Here is a 17931-nt window from a genome sequence, read left to right as displayed (position 1 = left end):
ACGTAGTGTCGCAAGCACCGGGAAGGAGCGTATCGATGGCGATGCGGTTCGAGCACGAGTTCACTGTTCCAGTCCCGATCGAGCAGGCGTGGGCGGTGCTGCTCGACGTCGAGCGGGTTGCGCCGTGCCTGCCGGGGGCGACGCTGGACATCTTCGAGGGCGACGAGTTCACCGGCAGGATGAAGGTCAAGGTCGGCCCGATCGTGGTGACCTACAAGGGCTCGGCCAGGTTCGAGGACGTGGACAAGGACTCCTGCTCGCTCACCATCCAGGCGTCGGGCAAGGAGGCCAGGGGCTCGGGCACGGCCTCGGCCACGGTCAAGGCACGGATGACGCCGAGCGATGAAGCCACGACGGTGAACGTGGAGACGACGTTCAACGTGACCGGGCGGCCGGCCCAGTTCGGGCGCGGCGTGATGGCCGAGGTCGGCGGCAAGCTCATTGACAAGTTCGCGGCCAACCTGGCCGAGCTGCTCTCCGAACCCACGGTCGAGCCCGTCCCGGCGCCCGCCCTCGCGGCGAGCCACGAGGAGGAGCGGCACCTGAGCGCGGTGCCGGCGCCGCTCGAGCAGGAGGTGCGGCCCGCGGGCACGACACGCACCTCGCGCACACCTGAAGAGGAGGCACTCGACCTGCTGGAGATCGCGGGTCAGCCGCTGCTGAAGCGCCTGGCGCCCATCGCAGGCGCACTGGCCGCCCTGTTTGTCATCGCTTGGGTGATTCGTCGGCTTATGCGCTGATTTTCCAGCAAACACTCCATCAAGTCCGGACACTTCCCCCGGCCTGGGGGAAGTGCCATTCCCGCAGGTGATTGGACCAGCGGGGGGTTGGGATGCCGGACTGCACCGTTGTCGTGATCTCGTACAACGACGCGGCCCGCCTGCCCAGGGCCGTGCGTTCCGTGCTCGGCCAGTCGCTGCGCGACCTCGAGGTGATCGTCGTCGACGACGCCAGCACGGACGGCACGCCGGACGTGGCCGCCCGTCTCATGGAGCACGATCGCCGGGTGCGGTACCTGCGCAGGCCCGTCAACAGCGGGGGCTGCGGCGCGCCCAGGAACGACGGGATCGACGCGGCGACCTCGCCGTACGTGATGTTCCTCGACAGCGACGACGAGCTGCCCAGGCACGCGTGCAAGAGCCTGCTCGCCGAGATCGAGCGGACCGGGGCCGAGTTCGTGTCGGGGCAGATCTCGCGGCTGTTCGAGCCGAGCGGGCGGCTGAAGCCGTACTATCCCTCGCTCTTCGCCGGGCGGCGGGTGGTGGAGGGGATCCGCCGGGAGCCCGAGCTCTTCCTGGACTGCTTCAGCACGAACAAGCTCTACGACATGCGCCGGCTGCGGGAGCGCGCCGTGCACTTCCCCGAGGACATCCTCTACGAGGACCACGTCTTCGCGGCCGAGTTGTACGCGGTCTCGCGCAGGTTCGCGATCGTGCCGTGGGTGGTCTACCACTGGCACCGGGCACTGACGAACGACTCGATCTCGCAGCGCATCGGCGACATGGACAACGTGCGGCAGCGGATCGTCGCGGCCCGGCTGAGCGACGACATCCTGCGGGAGCGCGGCGCCGAGGACCTGGTGCCGCACAGGCAGCGCCGGTTCCTCCGGCAGGACCTGCGGGTCTACCTCAATCCGCTGCCCGCGCGGGATCTGGTGTGGGTCAAGGAGTTCGCCTCGGTCGTGCGGCCGTACCTGGAGGAGATCCCCGGCTGGGTGCTGGACGGGATCGAGCCGCTGGACCGGGTCTGCTGCGAGCTCATCCTCGACGACAGGCCCGAGGAGCTTCGCGTGGCCGCGGGCTCGCTCACCGGAGTGAGGGCCGCGCCGCGGGCGGCCGTGCAGCTCGACGGGCACACGTACTGGGGGACGTCGGTCTCGCCCGGCATGGACATCACGAAGCTCCGCCTGGCCGAGCTGCCCTTCTCCGAGTCCAGGCTGCGGCACGAGGTGTCGGACCTCTCCTCGGAAGGCGAGCGGGTGCGGATGGTCGTGCGTACGTACGACCCGTTCGGGGCGCTGCCGCTGGACTGGACGGCGTTCCTGCAGCTCGGAGCCCGAAAAATCCCGATAAAACCAGAGCCGTCAGGCGAGGGTGGGTACGTCAGCGAGGTCACCTTCACGCCCACGGGCAAGTGCGAGCCGCGCATCGGCTTCACCAGGACCTGCGACGGGCACACCACGACGGACCGGCTCATCGCCGACCCGCGTACCAAGCCCATCGAGCTGCCCGGGTGCACGGTGACGGTCGAGGGCTACGCCGCCTACCTGTGCGTACGGCCCGGCCCCCGGCCGGTCTTGTGGCGGGCCGCGTGGGCGCTGGTGAGGCGGCTCAGCACGCCGGAGAACAAGCTGCGTGCCTACAAGCTGCTCATCAAGGTGCTGCCGCCGCGGCGGAACCTCGCGCTGTTCGAGTCGGACGTCGGCAAGGGCTGCGGCGGCAGCCCGCGGGCCATCTACGACGAGCTTCGGCGGCGCGATCTGCCGATCGACGTGGTCTGGTCGGTGGCCAGGGGGCGCGGAAACTTCCCGCCCGGCACGCGGCTCGTACGCAGGGGAAGCTGGGCCTACATCTGGACGATGGCCAGGGCCGGGATCTGGGTGGACAGCCACGGCTTCCCGCTGGACTACCCGAAGCCGCGTGGCACCCGTTACCTGCAGACCTGGCACGGGCAGGGCATCAAGTCGATCGGGTTCGACGCGCCCGACCTGCGTGGCGACTTCGACCGGCCGCGCGCGCAGTGGCGGGCCGCGGTCGCGCGGTGGGACGCGCTGGTCTCGCCGAGCGCGGAGTTCTCACGGCTCTTCCTGCCCTCCAACGGGTACACGGGCAAGGTCTACCGGTACGGGACGCCGCGCTGCGACGCGCTGGTCAGGGGTGAGGCGGCCGGGGACGTGCGGGAGCGGCTGGAGATCCCGCGCGGGCGGAAGATCCTGCTCTACGCGCCCACCTACCGGGACCGGGAGAAGGGCAGCGGCAAGTCCGTACGGGTCGATCTGGAGCTGCTGGCCGCCGAACTGGCCGACGAATGGGTGCTGGTGCTGCGTACGCATCCGATCGAGCGCTACTGCCCGCCCGAGCACCTCAAGCACTTCGTACGGGACGCCGGGTCGTACCCCGAGATCAACGACCTGATGCTGGCCTCGGACGCGCTGCTGACCGACTACTCGTCGGTGATGTGCGACTACGCGATCACCGGTAAGCCGATGGTGTTCTTCATCGACGACTGGGACGCCTACCGGCTGTCGGAGCGCGGCGTCTACCACGACCTGCCCGCCATCGCACCTGGCCCGTGCGTCACGACCACCGAGGAGCTGGTGGCCGTGATCAGGCGGCTGCCCGAGGCCCACGCGGCCTTCGCCGGACGGTACGCGGCCTTCCGCGCCCTGTGGTGCGCCGACGAGCGCGGCGACGCGGCCGCGCGCATAGTGGAGGATTTCTTCAAGTGAGCGAGCGCAGCGAGGGAACCAATGGACACAGCAGTTTGCTCACAGGACCGACGGAGGAGGGCCTGTGAGTGTCGTCTTCGCCTGCCTCGACGCCGACACCCTGGGCGGCGTCCAGCAGGTGACCCATACGCTCGCCCAGGGGCTGGCCGGGCGCGGGCACGAGGTGCACGTGATCGGGCTGGAGCGGTCCCGCTCCCCGTTCCGGTACGTGGACCGGCCGCTGTACCACCGCTACGTGATCGGGGCGGGGCGGCGGCTGAGGAGGCTGCTCGGCGCCATCGAGCCCGGCTACGCCGTCATGACCTCGCCGTCCGTGGTGGCCCGGCTGTCGGAGCTGCTCCCTCCGGAGTTCCGGCCGATCGGGCAGTACCACGGCTCGTACGACCACGCCCGCGGCTGCTGGCACCTCGCCTCGATCAGGCGCCACTACCTCCAGCTGGACCAGGCGGTCTTCCTCAGCGAGGACGACGCCCGGCTGTTCTCCGAGCACGCGCTGCTGCCCAACACCTGGACGCTGCCCAACCCCCTGCCCTACTGGCCGGATCAGCTCTCCTCGCTCACCGCGCCCCGCGTGCTCGGCGTGGGCCGTTTGGAAGGGGTCAAGCGGTTCGACCGGCTGATCAGCGCGTTCGCCCGCTCGGGCCTGCCGCCGCCGTGGGAGCTGCACCTGATCGGCGACGGCGCGGAGCTGGAGCGGCTGCGCGAGCACGCGCGCGGGGAGGGTGTCGGGGATCGTGTGGTCTTCAGAGGGCGGGTGCCGGCTGCGCGGATGCCCGCCGAATACCTGAACGCGTCCATCCTGGGCCTGACCAGCGAGCACGAGGGCCTGCCCATCGTGCTGCTGGAGTCGGCCGCGCACGGAGTGCCGTCGGTGGCGTTCGACGTGTCAGGCGGCGTGCGCCGCGCAGGACCCGTGCCGGTGCCGCCGGGAGACGTGGACGCGTTCGCCGGCGTGCTGGGCGAGCTGGCCGGTTCCCACGATGAGCGGCGGCGGCTGGGGTCCGACGCGCGCGCACGGGCCGAGGCTTTCCGCCTCGACCACGTGCTGGATGGCTGGGAGCGGCTTTTCGCCCACATCGAGCGTTAGACGGGCTCGGCCATCTCCGTGCGCTGCTGGGGCACGCCCGCCAGGGACCGCTGACCCGAGGTGAGCATCGCGGCCACGGGGCTGGGCTCGCGCAACCGGTTGAGCCGGTCGCGCACGTGCTTGCGCATGCGACTGGCCTTGCGCTTCTGCATCGTCCTCTGGCCGGCCGTCACGTGCTCCTTGGACGGCTTGGGCGCGCCGCTCAGCTCGTACCCCATGGACTCGAGGCGATCGCCGAGCATGTGCTCTGCCAGCGCGATCTCCCAGTCGTCCAGCCGCTTGGCCCAGCTCCCGACGCGGCTCCTGGTGACCTCGCCGTGGGTGTTGCTGTGCCAGACCTTGTGCTGCGGCACCGCCACGCTGGCCGCCTCGCGCGGGGAGACCATCGCCGGCGAGAAGTCCTCGTCCAGGAAGTGGCAGAGCTTCTTCAGCTCGGTCGAGGGGTCGTCGGTGAGGTCCTCGTAGCGCAGCTCGTAGTAGGTGTCCTCGCTCAGCGTCCGCCTGAGCCGGCCGCCCGCGTCGATGGCCTCGGCCCAGGTGGAGATGGCGTGGAAGGAGTCGAGCGTGTACCAGGGCATCTCCTTCAGCGAGGCCACGCAGTCGCGGCCGTCCCTGATGAGGTGGATGAACTGGGCGTCGGGGAAGAGCCTGAGCAGCAGGTCCACCTGCTTGACGTAGCTGGGCCGCTTGTCGCCCCATCGGGCCTTGTCGAACCGGTCGGCGTACATGCGGAAGGCCGTCCCGAACACCGATCCCAGCGAACCGGGACCCTCCACGACCTGCCTGACGAACTCGTCCTTGTCGATCTTGAGCTCGCGGAACTTCGTGCTGCGGTCGGTCGCGATCCACTGCGCCAGCGCGCGGCGGCGGGAGGCGATCCGCAGGTCCCCCCACGTGCGGCGCCGGTAATAAGCGGGAATGAGGAAGCGCGTCTCCGGAGGCACCGCCATGCGGGGGTGCGAGTGGAGCATGAGCTGGAGCATCGTGGTGCCGGACCGCGGACATCCAATGACGAAGACTGGCCGGTCGGACATTTCGTAGTAACCCCCGAAAACTTAGACGAGAACGTGCTCTCGGCTCTCCTGAGAGGAGGGCACGCCGTGCCTGCGCGTGAAGCGCCACATCCGGTAGACAAGGAAGATCTCGTTGACCAGCAGCAGCACCCCCGCCAGCGCGGCGAGCGGGATCAGCGCCCATGCCCCCGCAAGGGGCGCGACCACGAACACCGCCGCGTGGAACTCGATGCCGCTGATCAGGTGCGAGCGGACCCGGTGCCGGGCCAGGAACCTGTTGAACCGCCTGGAGAAGCTGCGCGGCCGCCGAGTCCTCTCGGCGAGCGACACCCGGTCCAGGGGATCGATGAGGTCCTCGTCGGGCTCCCGCTCCCCCCGCTCCTCCCTGACCGCCTCGCGTACGCGCTTCATCTGCGGGGCGTTGACGTACCTGAACAGGTCCAGCACGGCCACCGCCGCCCCGAGGAGGATGTAGCGCACATCCGATGTGAGGGCGTACTGCCCGTATGCCAGCCCCCCGGCACACAGGACCACCCTGACCCGGTCCCCCACGTAGTCGAGCCAGAGGCCGAACGGCGTGCCCGTGCCCTTGAGCCGGGCGATTTTGCCGTCCACGCAGTCGATCATGAAGCTCAGATAGAAGACGATGGCGCCCGCTATGAGCTGGTTCGTCGCAAAACAGATGGCCGACACCGCGCCGAGGACCAGCGAGAAAACGGTGAGACCGTTGGGCGTCAGCTGGGTGTGGTTGGCGACGGGGAGGGCGACCCGGCAGGCGACCGGGTCCACGAAATACACGGTCCACCAGGAGTCTCTCCGCTTGCGTGTCTCGTAGACGTCATCGAGCGAATAGGTCCTCATGGACTCCAGCATGACGACGCGACGCGCCCGAGCGATTACTCTCTGGAACTACTGGGGCATGTCCATGCCGCTTCTTGACCATCCCGGCACGGTGAACCGCCACGCGGAGTTCGCCTCGCCGTCCCTGGCCCAGGCCTTGAGCACCAGGCCGCGGGCCTCGGCGCGCACCTGGAGGCGCCAGCTCGGCCCCCCTCCCTCGAGCCGCTCGGGGTCGATGGCCGCTGCCATGCCGTAGCGGCCCGTGCGGCGCACCTCCAGCGGCACCCGGCGACGGCCGTCACTGAGCCACAGGTTGACCTTGTCCACCTTGCGGTCGACCCGGTGGATCGCGACCTCGCCGCTCAGGCGGTACTCGGCGCCGGTCCAGTCGCACTCCTCGACCCTGGCGATCAGCTTGAGCTCGTCACGGGCGTCGAACACCTCGTCGGGGATGCGGAGCCGGCGGCGTTTGCGGAAGAAGGGGTAGTCGCCGTACCAGTTGGTGTTGCGCCACCCGCGCGGCACGACGCGGGTGCCGTCCTCGCGGGTACGCCGGAACTCACGCACCTCACACAGCTCGCTCACCATGCCGTGCCTGAGCAGGTGCAGCTCCAGGCGGCGCAGCGATGGCGCGGTGGCCAGCGACTTCGGGCTCAGCTCGGCCAGCCACACGTGGGCCAGCTCCAGCAGCGGCCCGCTCCCCTCGCACTCCTCCAGAGCCTGGAACAGGAACACGATGTCCTTCTCCAGCACCAGCGCGTCGAAGCCGTCGAGCAACTCGGGCGCCCGCTCGTCGAGGAAGGCGCGCACCGCGCGGATGGCGGCCAGCCGTTCGTACAGGTTGGACAGCTCGGCCCGGCGCTGCGTGATCGAGGCCTCCCCCACGTCGCGCTTGCGCCAGTGGTAGACCACGTCGCCGATCATGTCCACGCTGGTGGCCAGGACGTGTGCCTGCATGGCGACGGGCACGTCCTCGTAGATCCCCGCGGAGAACGCCAGGCCGCAGCGCTCCCAGAAGTCGCGCCGGTAGACCTTGTTCCAGACCGTGCGATCCCTGATGAGCACCTGTTTGTCGGTGATGTGGGTGCACAGCTGCGGCCGCCTGAACGCCTTCTCGTGCAGGATCGAATCCTCCAGCACGCCGTCCACGAGCCGCCCCACCGCGCCGCACGCGAGGTCGGAGCCGGTCTCCGCGAGCGCGCCGACGAGCAGCCGGTACGCCTCGGGCGGCACGACGTCGTCGCTGTCGGCGAAGGCGAGATACATGCCGCGGGCCTGCCGGATCCCCAGGTTGCGCGCCGGCCCCGGCCCCATGTTCCGCTGGCCGACGAGGACGAAGCGGCCGTCCATCGCGGCGAAGTCCTCGGCGATGCGCCGGCTGCCGTCGGAGGAACCGTCGTCCACCAGGACGACCTCGATGTCGTCCAGCGTCTGCGCGGCCAGCGACTTCAGGCATTCCGTGATGTACGGCTCCACGTTGTAGACCGGGACGACCACACTGAGCAGGGGGATCATTCCGATTTGCTCCTTGGCTCTCGGGACGGGTTCCAGGGGCAGCATGCCCCGGCCGCCGGGCGGATTCCGCAGCCCTGATCAGCTCTTTACCGGACGCATAATCCGCTACGTTGGGCAATGAGGCGAGCACGAGCAGTAGGGGGAGCGGTGCTGAGAAGAGTCCAGGACGACGATCTGCCGGTCATGCGCCGATGGCGCAACCATCCACGCGTGCGGGCGGCCAGCTTCACCACGCACGAGATCTCCGAGTACGAGCACGCCCGCTGGTGGGAGGCCACCCGCGCCGACACGCGCAAGCGGGTGCTGATCTACGACCACGAGGAGACCGCCGCGGGCGTGGTGACCTATTCGGGCCTGTCGCCCGAGAGCGGCACCTGGAGCTTCTACCTCGACCTGGACGGGCTGGAGCAGTCGGGCGCGCTGCTACGGGCGTGGATCGGCCTGGAGCAGGAGGCCATCGAGTACGCCTTCGGGCCGCTCGGGCTGACGACGCTGCGCGGCGAGGTGCTGGCCTGCAACGAGCCGGTCAGGCGGCTGCACAGGCGGTTCGGGTTCGTGGAGGTCGGGGCCTACCTGCGGGACGTCGACGGCGTGCCGCGAGATGTTGTGACCATCCGGCTCAGGAAGGAGCACGCATGATCTCCATCGCGGGGCGGGCGATCGGGGCGGACCATCCGCCGTTCGTCGTCGCCGAGATGTCCGGCAACCACAACGGGAGCCTGGATCAGGCGCTGGCCATCGTGGACGCGGTGGCGGCGAGCGGGGCGCACGCGCTGAAGCTTCAGACGTACCGGCCCGACACGCTGACCATCGACTGCAACGGGCCCGCGTTCCGCATGGGCGACGGGCACGAGCTGTGGGGCGGCGAGACCCTCTACCGGCTCTTCGAGCGCGCCCACACGCCCTGGGAGTGGCACGAGCCGATCTTCGAGCGGGCCCGCGAGCACGGGCTCATCGCGTTCTCCTCGCCCTTCGATCCCACGGCCGTCGAGTTCCTGGAGAAGCTGGGCGTGCCCGCGTACAAGATCGCCTCTTCGGAGATCGTGGACCTGCCGCTGATCCGGCTCGCGGCCGCCACCGGGAAGCCGCTCGTCATCTCCACGGGGATGGCGTCGATCGGCGAGATCCACGCCGCGCTGGCGGCCGCCCGCGAGGCGGGCTGCACCGAGCTCGCCGTGCTGTCCTGCACGGCCTCCTACCCCGCCTCCCCCGCCGAGAGCAACCTGCGGTCGCTGCCGCTGCTGGCGGCGCTCACGGGCGAGGTGGCCGGGGTCTCCGACCACACGCCGGGCATCGGGGTGCCGCTGGCGGCGGTGGCGTTGGGGGCGTGCCTGATCGAGAAGCACGTCACCATGTCCCGTGCCGAGGGCGGGGTCGACGCGGCCTTCTCGCTGGAGCCCGCCGAGCTCGCGGCGCTCGTGGTGGAGAGCGGGCGGGCGTGGCAGTCGCTGGGGAGCGTGACCATCGGGCCGCGGCCGTCCGAGCGGGAGGGGCTGCGGTTCCGCCGATCCCTTTACGTGGTGCGGGACGTGCGCGCGGGCGAGGCGGTGACCCCGGAGAACGTACGCTCGATCCGGCCCGCGGGCGGCCTGTCCCCCGACGCGGCCGGAGAGGTGATGGGGCGGCGCTTCACCCGCGATGTGCCGTTCGGCACGCCGCTCAGCTGGGATCTGATCTGAGGAGGGCGTCGGCGACGCGTTCCCTGCCCCTGCCGTCCACGAGGCCGCTGCCCCGCCGCCCGTGCTCCTCTCTGGCGGTGGGGTCGGTGAGCAGGCGGGCCAGCACGCCGACGGCCTGGGCGTCGGCCGCGCGCCCGAGCCCGGCCGCGACGCCCCGGCCCACGAGCTCCTCATAGCCGATGAGCTGGTTGTCGGCCACCCAGCTCAGGGCGGTGGGGACACCGAGGTAGAGCAGCTCCCAGATGGCCGATCCGGCGGCGGTGACCACGAGGTCGGCCTCGGCCATGAGGTCCGGCAGCCGGTCGGTCGGCGGGATCACGGTGATCGGCCCGTCCGCCTCGAACGGCGCCGGGCTGACGACCGTGGCCTCGAACTCCGCCCCGGTCGCTCGCAGGGCCTCGGCCCAGGCGGGGGCCACACCGGCGCTGTCGGTGCCGCCGAAGAAGCACAGCACGCGCGGCACCGGCCCCGGTCGCCGCGTCCGCCTGCGCCGCCGGACGCTGTCCCGCAGGAGCACGTAACCCGCCCCGGCCAGGCGCCGGGCGGGCTGGGGGAAAGGGCGGCGCTCGGCGCCGAGGTTCTGGTCGAGGTAGAGATCGGCCTCCTGGCCCCGCGGGTCGCCGTCCACGATCGCCAGCACGGCCAGGCCCGCTCCCCTGAGCGCCGCCCCCGTGCCGTCCGGCAGTTCGTACGAGTCGAGGACCACGGCGTCAAGGCGGAGCTCGCGGGCCAGCGCCGCCAGACGTGCCGGCTGCCCGGGAGCGGGCACCAGCGGTAGCCCACGCTCCCGGAGCTGCGCCCGCGCCCAGTCCGAGCCGCGCACCTCACCGAGGAACACCACCGGCACGCCCCGCGCGCACAGCTCCTCGGCCAGCGCCACGCACCTCACCAGGTGGCCGACGCCGCTCCTGACACCGGCGTCGCACCGGAAGCCGACGCCGCTCACGCGTCCTGGAGGGCCTTCTGCCGTACGTGGGCGTTGAGCCCGCACACCTCTGGCCGCTCGCGCAGCCAGCCGACCACCGTCCCGAACGGCAGGCACCGGTCGCCCAGCGCGTCCACCACCCGGGAGATGAGCCGCCAGTCGTCCTCCGTGTCGAGCGTGACCCGCAGGTCGTCGGCGACCGGCTGGTAGGCGAGCCCGAGCAGCCGCGCGTCGCCCGGGTGCGAGTAGACGTAGGAGGTCACGTGCGTGCGGTGGAACCCGGCGGCCTCGGCGTCGGCCCGCTCGAGCGCGGCCCTGCTCACGATCTCCACGTCGAGCCCGCGCGGCAACGTGCGCGCCAGGCCCGTGCTCAGATAGCCGAGCCCGCGCACGGCGCGGAACACCATCGCCGCCTCCCTGATCACGGCGGGATCCAGCAGCGGGCAATCCGCCGTGAACCTCATCACCGCGTCCCCGCGCCGCCCGGCCAGCGCCTCCATGAACCTCGTCAGCACGTCGTCCACGGGCCCCCGATGCCACGCCACGCCGAGGCGGCGGCACTCGGCGACCACCGCGTCGTCGGCCTCCTCGGTCGTGGTGGCCACCACGAGATCGTCGAGCACGCCGGCCTCGCGTACGGCCCGGACCACCCACCCCAGCACCGACCGGCCGCCCAGGTCCCGCAGCACCTTGCCCGGCAGGCGCGTCGACCCCATGCGCGCCTGAACAATCCCGACAATACGCACCGAAGCCCCATTCCCCCGTGTGACCCTGTGTGGTTAGTCGATCGCGCTATGCTACCGCCTGCTCAAACGACTACAGCGCGTAAACGCGATTTCAGGGGGCCACGTGAGCATTCTCAGCGGATCGTCGATTCTGATCACCGGAGGCACGGGGTCCTTCGGCAAGGCGTTCATCCGCCACGCGCTCGACTCGCTGGGTGTGCGGCGCCTGGTGGTCTTCTCACGCGACGAGCTCAAGCAGTACGAGCTCAGGCAGCTCTTCAGCGACGACGACCGCCTGCGCTGGTTCATCGGCGACGTCAGGGACCGCGACCGGCTGACCCGCGCCATGCACGGCGTCGACCACGTGGTCCACGCGGCGGCGCTCAAGCAGGTGGACACGGCCGAGTACAACCCGTTCGAGTACGTCCGCACCAACGTCGCCGGATCCCAGAACGTCGTCGAGGCCGCCATCGACTGCGGCGTGCGCAAGGTGGTCGCGCTCTCCACCGACAAGGCCTCCAGCCCGATCAACCTGTACGGGGCCACGAAGCTGGTCGCCGACAAGCTCTTCGTCTCGGCCAACCACTACGCCGCCGCCCACGAGACCCGCTTCTCCGTCGTCCGCTACGGCAACGTGGTCGGCAGCAGGGGCTCGGTGGTGCCGTTCTTCCTGCGCCTGGCCGAGCAGGGCGCCAGCCTGCCGATCACCGACAAGCGCATGACCAGGTTCTGGATCACGCTCGACCAGGCCGTCAGGTTCGTGGTGGACTCGTTCGACCAGATGCGGGGCGGCGAGCTCTACGTGCCGCGCATCCCCAGCATGCGCGTCACCGACCTGGCCGAGGCGCTGGCGCCGGACAGCCCGATCTACGAGATCGGCATCCGGCCGGGCGAGAAGCTGCACGAGGAGATGATCGCGCCCGACGACGGCCGCAGGACGCTGCGCCTGGCCGACCGGTACATCGTCCAGCCCACGATCGCCACGTGGGGCTACACGCCGCCGGGCGGAGAGCTGCTGCCGGAGGGCTTCACCTACCGCTCCGACACCAACGACCAGTGGCTCTCGGTCGACGACCTGCGCGCCATGGCGGCAGGCTGATGCTCCCCTACGGGCGGCAGTCGATCGCCGAGTCCGACGTCGAAGCGGTCGCCGAGGTGCTGCGCGGCGACTGGCTGACCACCGGACCCGCCGTGGGCCGGTTCGAGGCCGAGCTGGCCCGCTGGACGGGCGGCGTGCCGTGCGTGTCCGTCACGTCGGGGACGGCCGCGCTGCACGTCGCCTACGTAGCCGCCGGGGTGCGGGCGGGCGACGAGGTGGTCACCTCGCCGCTGACGTTCGTGGCCACGGCGGCCACGGCCGCGCTGCTGGGCGCGCGGGTGCTCTTCGCCGATGTGCAGCCCGACACGGGCAACCTCGACCCCGACGCCGTCACCGCGCTGGCCGGCCCCAGGACGCGGGCGGTCACGGCGGTGGACTACGCGGGCCATCCCGCCGACTACGACGAGCTGCGCACGGCCGCCGACTCGGCCGGGGCGGTGCTGGTGAGCGACGCGGCGCATTCGATCGGGGCCGCGTACAAGGACCGGCCCGTGGGCGCGCTCGCGGACCTGACCACGTTCTCCTTCTTCCCGACCAAGACCGTGACGACGGCGGAGGGCGGCGCGGTCGCGGCGGCCGACCCCTCGCTGCTGCTGCGGGCCGACCGCTTCAGGAACCACGGCCTCGTCAGGGACCCGGCCGAGCAGCGAGAGCCGGACGTGGGCGGGTGGCATCAGGAGGTGCACGAGTTCGGGCTGAACTACCGGCTGCCCGACGTGCTGTGCGCGCTCGGGCTCAGCCAGCTCAGGCGTCTCGGGAGCTTCCGTGAGCGGCGGTCGGAGCTGGTCGCGCGCTACAACACGCTGCTGCGCGACGTGCCAGGGCTGACGTTGCCGGCCCAGCGCGCGTACGTGCGGCCGAGCTGGCACCTCTACCCGGTCAGGGTCCGCGACGGCCGCCGGCGCGAGGTCTACGAGCGCATGCGGGCCGCCGGGATCGGCGTGCAGGTCAACTACGTGCCGGCGTACTGGCACCCGGTGTTCGAGGACCTCGGCTACCGGCGCGGGCTCTGTCCGCTGGCCGAGGCCTACTACGCCGAGGAGCTGTCGCTGCCGCTGTTCCCCGACCTGACCGACGCCCAGCAGGACCGGGTCGTGGAGACGCTCACGGGCATCCTGGCCTGACTAGCGTTCGGCCAGCAGCAGGCAGCCGTCCTCTCCCCGGTCGATGAGGAAGCGCCGGTCCGCGACGGTCGCGACCGGCCGCTCCTTGGTCCGTACGAGCGGCCGGATGGGTTTGCCCTGGTCGATGACGACCTCCCACCACGACTCGTGACCGACGCTCTCGTCGATGTCGGCCAGCGGCACCCGCGCGTGGAAGTCCTGGCCCGCCAGCGTCACCGGGAAGTACATCTCCTCGCCGTCGCTCCTGCGCTGCAGCCTGACCACCGGCTCCCCATCGCCCAAGTCGGACAGCTGTCCCGAGAACACCAGGTCGCCGCCGTCCACCCGGCACTCGCCGATGACCGCCTTCGCCGTGCGGAGACGCATGCCCCACGCGCCCCTGGGGCTGCGTACGGGCACCAGCCACACGCCCTCCCTGCGCCGCGGCGCGGGGATCAGGGGCGGCAACCAGCGCGGACCCGCGACCCGGCCGTCGAGCCGCAGCCCGTGTCCCCTGAGCCGCACGCACAGGTCCCAGCGGCCATGCCTGGCGAGCTGCGCGGCCGTCAGCGCGGCCGGGTCGAACGCGAACCTGAACGGGAACGCGTGCTCCGGCAGCGCGCCGCCGTCCTCCTGCTCGACGCTCTCCCAGGTGGGCACGCTCTCCTCGTCGCAGAGCAGCACGCTCTCGCCGGTCCTGCGCTCCTCCAGCCGGACCTGGACCCGCATCCGGCGCAGCTCTCTCACGTCGAACCTGCCCAGCCCCACACGTCCCACGCCGTGGAGCACGCCGTCGCGCCAGTCGAGACTCACCAGCCTGGCGACCGGGCCCAGCTCGCCGGAGACCTCCGACAGCTGCTCCGGCATCGACGGGTGCCTGCCGTACCAGCGCTTGCGCAGGAGCCCGGCCGAGCCCACCCGGGGCTGCAGCTGTCCGCAGCGGTCCTGGGCGAAGACGTAGGCCAGCTCGGACAGGCGGCGCTGGTGCAGCAGGTGAACCTGGAGGCGCAGCGCGTACGGGATGCCCTGCCAGGCCTCGCGCGACACGCCGTCGAGGTAGCGGACGGCCAGGTCCACCAGGGCCGGGTCCGCCGCCGCGCCCATGGTGGCCATGGCCTCCACGGCGACGGACATGTCGATGTCCAGCGTGTCGCGGTCGAAGTCCGTCTTGAGGCCAGGCGCCCCTCGGCTCAGCACGGCCGCGGTCTCCAGCACGGACAGGAGGCGGTCACGCAGGTTGTCCGGCTCCAGGCTGCGCTGGGTGATCGAGGAGCCCGGCTCGTCTCGTTGCCGCCAGTGGTAGACGATCGCGGCCAGCACGTCCACCGAGCCCGCTCCCACGTGCGCCGCCATGGCGACGGGCTGGTCCTCGTACATCCGCTCGGGGAAGCTCAGGCCGAGGCGGTCCCAGAAGGAGCGGCGGTAGACCTTGTTCCACAACATGCGGTCGCGGATCAGCAGCGGGTGGCGGGTGATGTGCGTGCCCTTGACGGGCCTGGCGAACGCCTCCCTGTGGGCCCACGACGGTATGAGCAGGTTGCGGTAGAGACGCATGACGTTTCCGCAGGCCAGGTCGGAGCCCGTGGATTCGAGCGAGGACACCAGGCGTTTGAACGCGTCACGCGGCACGGTGTCGTCGCCGTCCACGAACGCCAGATAACGGCCGGTCGCCCGGCGCACGCCGACGTTGCGGGCGCGGCCCACACCCTGGTTGTCCTGCCTGATGAGGCTGATTCGGCGGTCATCGGCCCGCCTGGACTCGACGACCGCCGAGCCGCCGTCGGCACTGCCGTCGTCGACGCAGATGACCTCCAGGTCGTCCAGCGTCTGGGCGGCGATGGAGTCCAGGCAGGGCCCGATGTACTTCTCGACGTTGTAGAACGGGACGATCACCGAAAGAACCGGCACACGCTTTCCTCTTTCTGGGTGGTTATCCGTTTCTCTGTGGTTATCCGGACAGCAGGCGGATGACCCTGCGGGCGACCTTGCGGGGACGGGCCAGGCGGCGGGAAAGGCGGTATCCGAGCGTCTTGCGGTAGGCGGAGGCCTTGCGCTGGCTCCTGCGCAGCTTGGCCTTCGCCCTGACCAGCTCGCGCTCCCGGTAGGAGAGCTTGGTCTCCAGTCGGGAGATCCTGGCCAGGGCCGCGGTGAGCTGGTCCGCCAGGCGGTCGCGGGCCCCGAGCAGGTCCCTGTACGTGGGCACGTGCTCCTCGCCGGCGCAGCCCAGCTCCGCGTCCAGCTTGCGGGCGCAGTCGAGGTCGCCCTGGTCGCAGGGGCGGTCGGCCATGCCGCACAGGGTCAGCGTGAGCTGGTCGGCCTCCAGCGGCCACGGCCACGGGTGGTGATGGCCGGCCGCCAGCAGCCTTACCGCGAACCGCCACAGGATCCTGCACAGGACGACTCTTGGCACCGGCGGCGAGGACGGGCCCGCCAAGGGGTTGATGGCCGCGAACCGCTCGCCGTCGTACACCAGGCTGTCGGTCGCGGCCGACACGTCGCCACCCGCCTCCAGCCATTCGGCCAGCTCTTTCAGCAGCTCGCGCACGGTCTTGACGTCCTCGCGGGCGCACGCCTCGACGAGGATCTCCTCCACGACCCTGCCCGCCGGGATCTGGCGCTCCTCGCCATCCGGGAGGCGTCTGGCGCCGTCGTGGGTGAGCTCGTACAGCGCGGTGCCCTCCTCGACGAGCCCGAGCGGCAACTCCACCCCATCGTCGTGCGGCGGGCGTGTCGCCACCGCCAGCCACAGCGGCGCCAGCTCCTCCCCCAGGCGGTGCCTGAACACCAGGCGGGTCAGCCGGAGCGGGTCGGCCACCAGCATGCGGTCGCCGCCCCGCGCGCTCAGCGGGAACGTGAGCGCGTCCGGCAGGTCGGCGGCCAGCGCCTCGCGGGACAGCAGCGCCCGGGGGGCCTGCCTGACCGGATACGCCGCGTAGCACCGTCCCACGCTCAGTCCCGCCGACTCCAGCCCTCGGTCGAGAGCCGCGGGACCGCTGGGGTAGGTCGGGTCGAAGCCGTGTGGCGCCCACTGGTCGTCGCTGCCCTCCCGGTCCGCGGGCCTGGCCTCCAGGAACCGGTCGACGCCCAGATCGTTGCGTACGCCGAGCACCAGCCGCCCCCCGGGCGCCATCAGCCCGGCCAGCGCCCCGAGCGACTCGCTCCAGGCCGCCGCGGGCGCCTCCGCGGAGTGCGTGCGCAGCAGCCCGTCCAGCGCCAGCACCAGGTCGTACGGCTCCTCCGCGGCGAACACCTCCAGCCGCCCGCAGAAGACCGCCAGCCCCGGATGCCGTTCGCCGAGAGCGCAGGCGTCAGGGTAGGAGCGCAGCAGCACGGCGGCCGATGAGGCCCGCGCGACCACCTCGTCCACCAGTCCCTGTGGATGCGGCCCGACCAGCAGCACCCGGCCGCTCGCCGGGACGAGCCGCCTGATCAGCTCGAGTGCCGCGCCCCGCCAGTCCGCGATGCCGCCCATGTTGGACATGTCGGACCACAGCAGCATCTCCCCGCCGATCAACCGGACGTTCTCGGGCGCCTCATTCGCGTTCATACAGACCGCACCCGCTTCCATCCGAACATTCGCAGTAGCTCCTCCGGTGTCGCCTGATATTCGAATCCCAGCTCGCGCCGCGCCACCTCCGCCGCCAGCTCACGGTCGACGTGGGTGCCGTGCAGCTCGGGCCAGAGCCGCATGCGGCGCGCCGTCCCGCCGTACTCGGGACGCTCGTCCTCGAACTGCATCGGATCCCCGTACACGGCCACCTCGCATCCCACCGAGGCGCCGTAGAACAGCGCGCTGCCGAGCCGGTTGGAGGCCACCCTGCGGTGGCGCCGCAACTGGACCAGCTGCTTGCGCAGGAAGTCGCGACCCTTTCCCTCCCAGCGGGAGCCGCGCTCGCCATGGCAGATGACCCGGAACCCCCTCGATTCGTACGCCCGCCGAATGTCCGGATTCGCGAATTCCAGCCAATAAAGGCAGACCGTGACCCGCCCGTCCTCGACATTTCGGATTTCGTCGGCCAGGCGGGCGTGGTCGCCGCTGACGGAATGCTTTTCCCAGCCATGAAAGGGATACCAGATCGTACCCTTGCGCTCGGGGACCACGCCCAGCTCAGGCTCCAGGCAAAGAAGGTAAATCCAGGGCGCGCCGATGAGGTAGTGTCCTCTGCGGCCCATGGACCAGCCGCGGCGGCGCAGCACGTCGGACCAGACGAAACGAGGATATCCGGGGCTGCACCAGTGGTCGTTGGGCGGAAATCCGTGGAGATAGTTCCAGCCGTGCTGGAGGAACCCCTGGATGCGTTTCGGCGACTCCTCCGGCAGGCCGCAGTATCTGCTGAGAATACGCGAATGCCCATACCAGTGATTGGATTCGTCCATCATTCCCCCCGTACGGTGGACCGTGTCCCGTCCGACATTCCCAGCCCACAACGAGCGCCACGCGCCGTTATACGGTTCCATTACTGGAGACGGGGTCTTGGTTTTTCCTCGCCCTCAGAT

The 17931-nt window shown here is 70.8% G+C and carries 15 protein-coding genes; 7 read left to right on the top strand and 8 right to left on the bottom strand.

Annotation, left to right across the window (positions count from 1 at the left end):
* The first annotated feature begins 35 nt into the window (after positions 1–35).
* The 3 genes from ACQPWU_RS06035 to ACQPWU_RS06025 all read left to right on the top strand — a co-directional run bounded on the left by ACQPWU_RS06035 (position 36) and on the right by ACQPWU_RS06025 (position 4535).
* Positions 36–740, top strand: coding sequence for an SRPBCC family protein (locus tag ACQPWU_RS06035; protein WP_433437477.1), 705 nt, complete (start codon positions 36–38; stop codon positions 738–740).
* Positions 741–832: 92 nt separating this feature from the next.
* Positions 833–3448 carry a bifunctional glycosyltransferase/CDP-glycerol:glycerophosphate glycerophosphotransferase gene (locus ACQPWU_RS06030; protein ID WP_433437476.1) on the top strand — a complete coding sequence of 872 codons (2616 nt, stop codon included), beginning with the start codon at positions 833–835 and terminating at the stop codon, positions 3446–3448.
* A 64-nt stretch (positions 3449–3512) separates the two neighbouring features.
* Positions 3513–4535 (top strand): glycosyltransferase, encoded by a 1023-nt coding sequence (locus tag ACQPWU_RS06025; RefSeq protein WP_433437474.1) that lies wholly within the window; start codon positions 3513–3515, stop codon positions 4533–4535.
* On the opposite strand, the gene ACQPWU_RS06020 is transcribed toward ACQPWU_RS06025, so the two are convergent.
* From ACQPWU_RS06020 to ACQPWU_RS06010, 3 genes are read right to left on the bottom strand one after another with little or no spacing between them, the layout of a single operon-like run.
* A complete protein-coding gene (locus tag ACQPWU_RS06020; RefSeq protein WP_433437472.1) occupies positions 4532–5569 on the bottom strand; it encodes a sulfotransferase family protein in 1038 nt (345 codons plus the stop codon). The genes ACQPWU_RS06025 and ACQPWU_RS06020 overlap by 4 nt on opposite strands.
* A 21-nt stretch (positions 5570–5590) precedes the next feature.
* On the bottom strand, positions 5591–6409 hold the full coding sequence (locus tag ACQPWU_RS06015) for a CDP-alcohol phosphatidyltransferase family protein (RefSeq protein ID WP_433437470.1): 819 nt from the start codon (positions 6407–6409) through the stop codon (positions 5591–5593).
* 48 nt (positions 6410–6457) lie between these two features.
* Positions 6458–7903 carry a glycosyltransferase family 2 protein gene (locus ACQPWU_RS06010; RefSeq protein WP_433437467.1) on the bottom strand — a complete coding sequence of 482 codons (1446 nt, stop codon included), beginning with the start codon at positions 7901–7903 and terminating at the stop codon, positions 6458–6460.
* A gap of 147 nt (positions 7904–8050) precedes the next feature.
* Between ACQPWU_RS06010 and ACQPWU_RS06005 the strand changes: the two genes are divergently transcribed.
* The gene (locus ACQPWU_RS06005) at positions 8051–8542 is read left to right on the top strand and encodes a GNAT family N-acetyltransferase (protein WP_433437465.1); all 492 of its coding nucleotides are present in this window, start codon (positions 8051–8053) and stop codon (positions 8540–8542) included.
* Complete coding sequence (pseI, locus tag ACQPWU_RS06000) at positions 8539–9582, top strand: pseudaminic acid synthase (RefSeq protein WP_433437463.1); 1044 nt, start codon at positions 8539–8541, stop codon at positions 9580–9582. Before ACQPWU_RS06005 ends, pseI begins: the two co-directional genes overlap by 4 nt.
* Here the strand turns inward: pseI and ACQPWU_RS05995 are convergent.
* The gene (locus tag ACQPWU_RS05995; RefSeq protein ID WP_433437461.1) at positions 9563–10528 is read right to left on the bottom strand and encodes a PseG/SpsG family protein; all 966 of its coding nucleotides are present in this window, start codon (positions 10526–10528) and stop codon (positions 9563–9565) included. The two genes, pseI and ACQPWU_RS05995, sit on opposite strands and share 20 nt — an antisense overlap.
* Positions 10525–11253, bottom strand: a complete 729-nt coding sequence (locus ACQPWU_RS05990; protein WP_433437459.1) for a cytidylyltransferase domain-containing protein — start codon at positions 11251–11253, stop codon at positions 10525–10527. The genes ACQPWU_RS05995 and ACQPWU_RS05990 overlap by 4 nt, the downstream gene beginning before the upstream one ends.
* A gap of 103 nt (positions 11254–11356) precedes the next feature.
* Here ACQPWU_RS05990 and pseB point away from each other — a divergent pair, with 103 nt between their 5' ends.
* Together pseB and ACQPWU_RS05980 are read left to right on the top strand one after the other, a co-directional pair.
* Positions 11357–12331, top strand: coding sequence for a UDP-N-acetylglucosamine 4,6-dehydratase (inverting) (gene pseB, locus ACQPWU_RS05985; RefSeq protein ID WP_433437457.1), 975 nt, complete (start codon positions 11357–11359; stop codon positions 12329–12331).
* Complete coding sequence (locus ACQPWU_RS05980) at positions 12331–13455, top strand: DegT/DnrJ/EryC1/StrS family aminotransferase (protein WP_433437456.1); 1125 nt, start codon at positions 12331–12333, stop codon at positions 13453–13455. The genes pseB and ACQPWU_RS05980 overlap by 1 nt, the downstream gene beginning before the upstream one ends.
* Here the strand turns inward: ACQPWU_RS05980 and ACQPWU_RS05975 are convergent, their stop codons facing one another.
* The 3 genes from ACQPWU_RS05975 to ACQPWU_RS05965 are packed head-to-tail and all read right to left on the bottom strand — an operon-like array spanning position 13456 to position 17631.
* Positions 13456–15342, bottom strand: coding sequence for a glycosyltransferase family 2 protein (locus ACQPWU_RS05975; RefSeq protein WP_433437453.1), 1887 nt, complete (start codon positions 15340–15342; stop codon positions 13456–13458). It abuts the gene before it with no gap.
* 40 nt (positions 15343–15382) lie between these two features.
* The gene (locus tag ACQPWU_RS05970; protein ID WP_433437452.1) at positions 15383–16981 is read right to left on the bottom strand and encodes a hypothetical protein; all 1599 of its coding nucleotides are present in this window, start codon (positions 16979–16981) and stop codon (positions 15383–15385) included.
* Entirely contained in the window at positions 16978–17631 is a 654-nt protein-coding gene (locus ACQPWU_RS05965; protein WP_433437450.1) for a hypothetical protein, read from the bottom strand. The genes ACQPWU_RS05970 and ACQPWU_RS05965 overlap by 4 nt, the downstream gene beginning before the upstream one ends.
* Between the last annotated feature and the right edge of the window lie 300 nt (positions 17632–17931).

The organism is Nonomuraea sp. CA-141351, from assembly GCF_050944675.1.
In the GTDB taxonomy this organism is placed as follows: domain Bacteria; phylum Actinomycetota; class Actinomycetes; order Streptosporangiales; family Streptosporangiaceae; genus Nonomuraea.
This window is presented reverse-complemented; position numbering and strand designations above follow the sequence as displayed.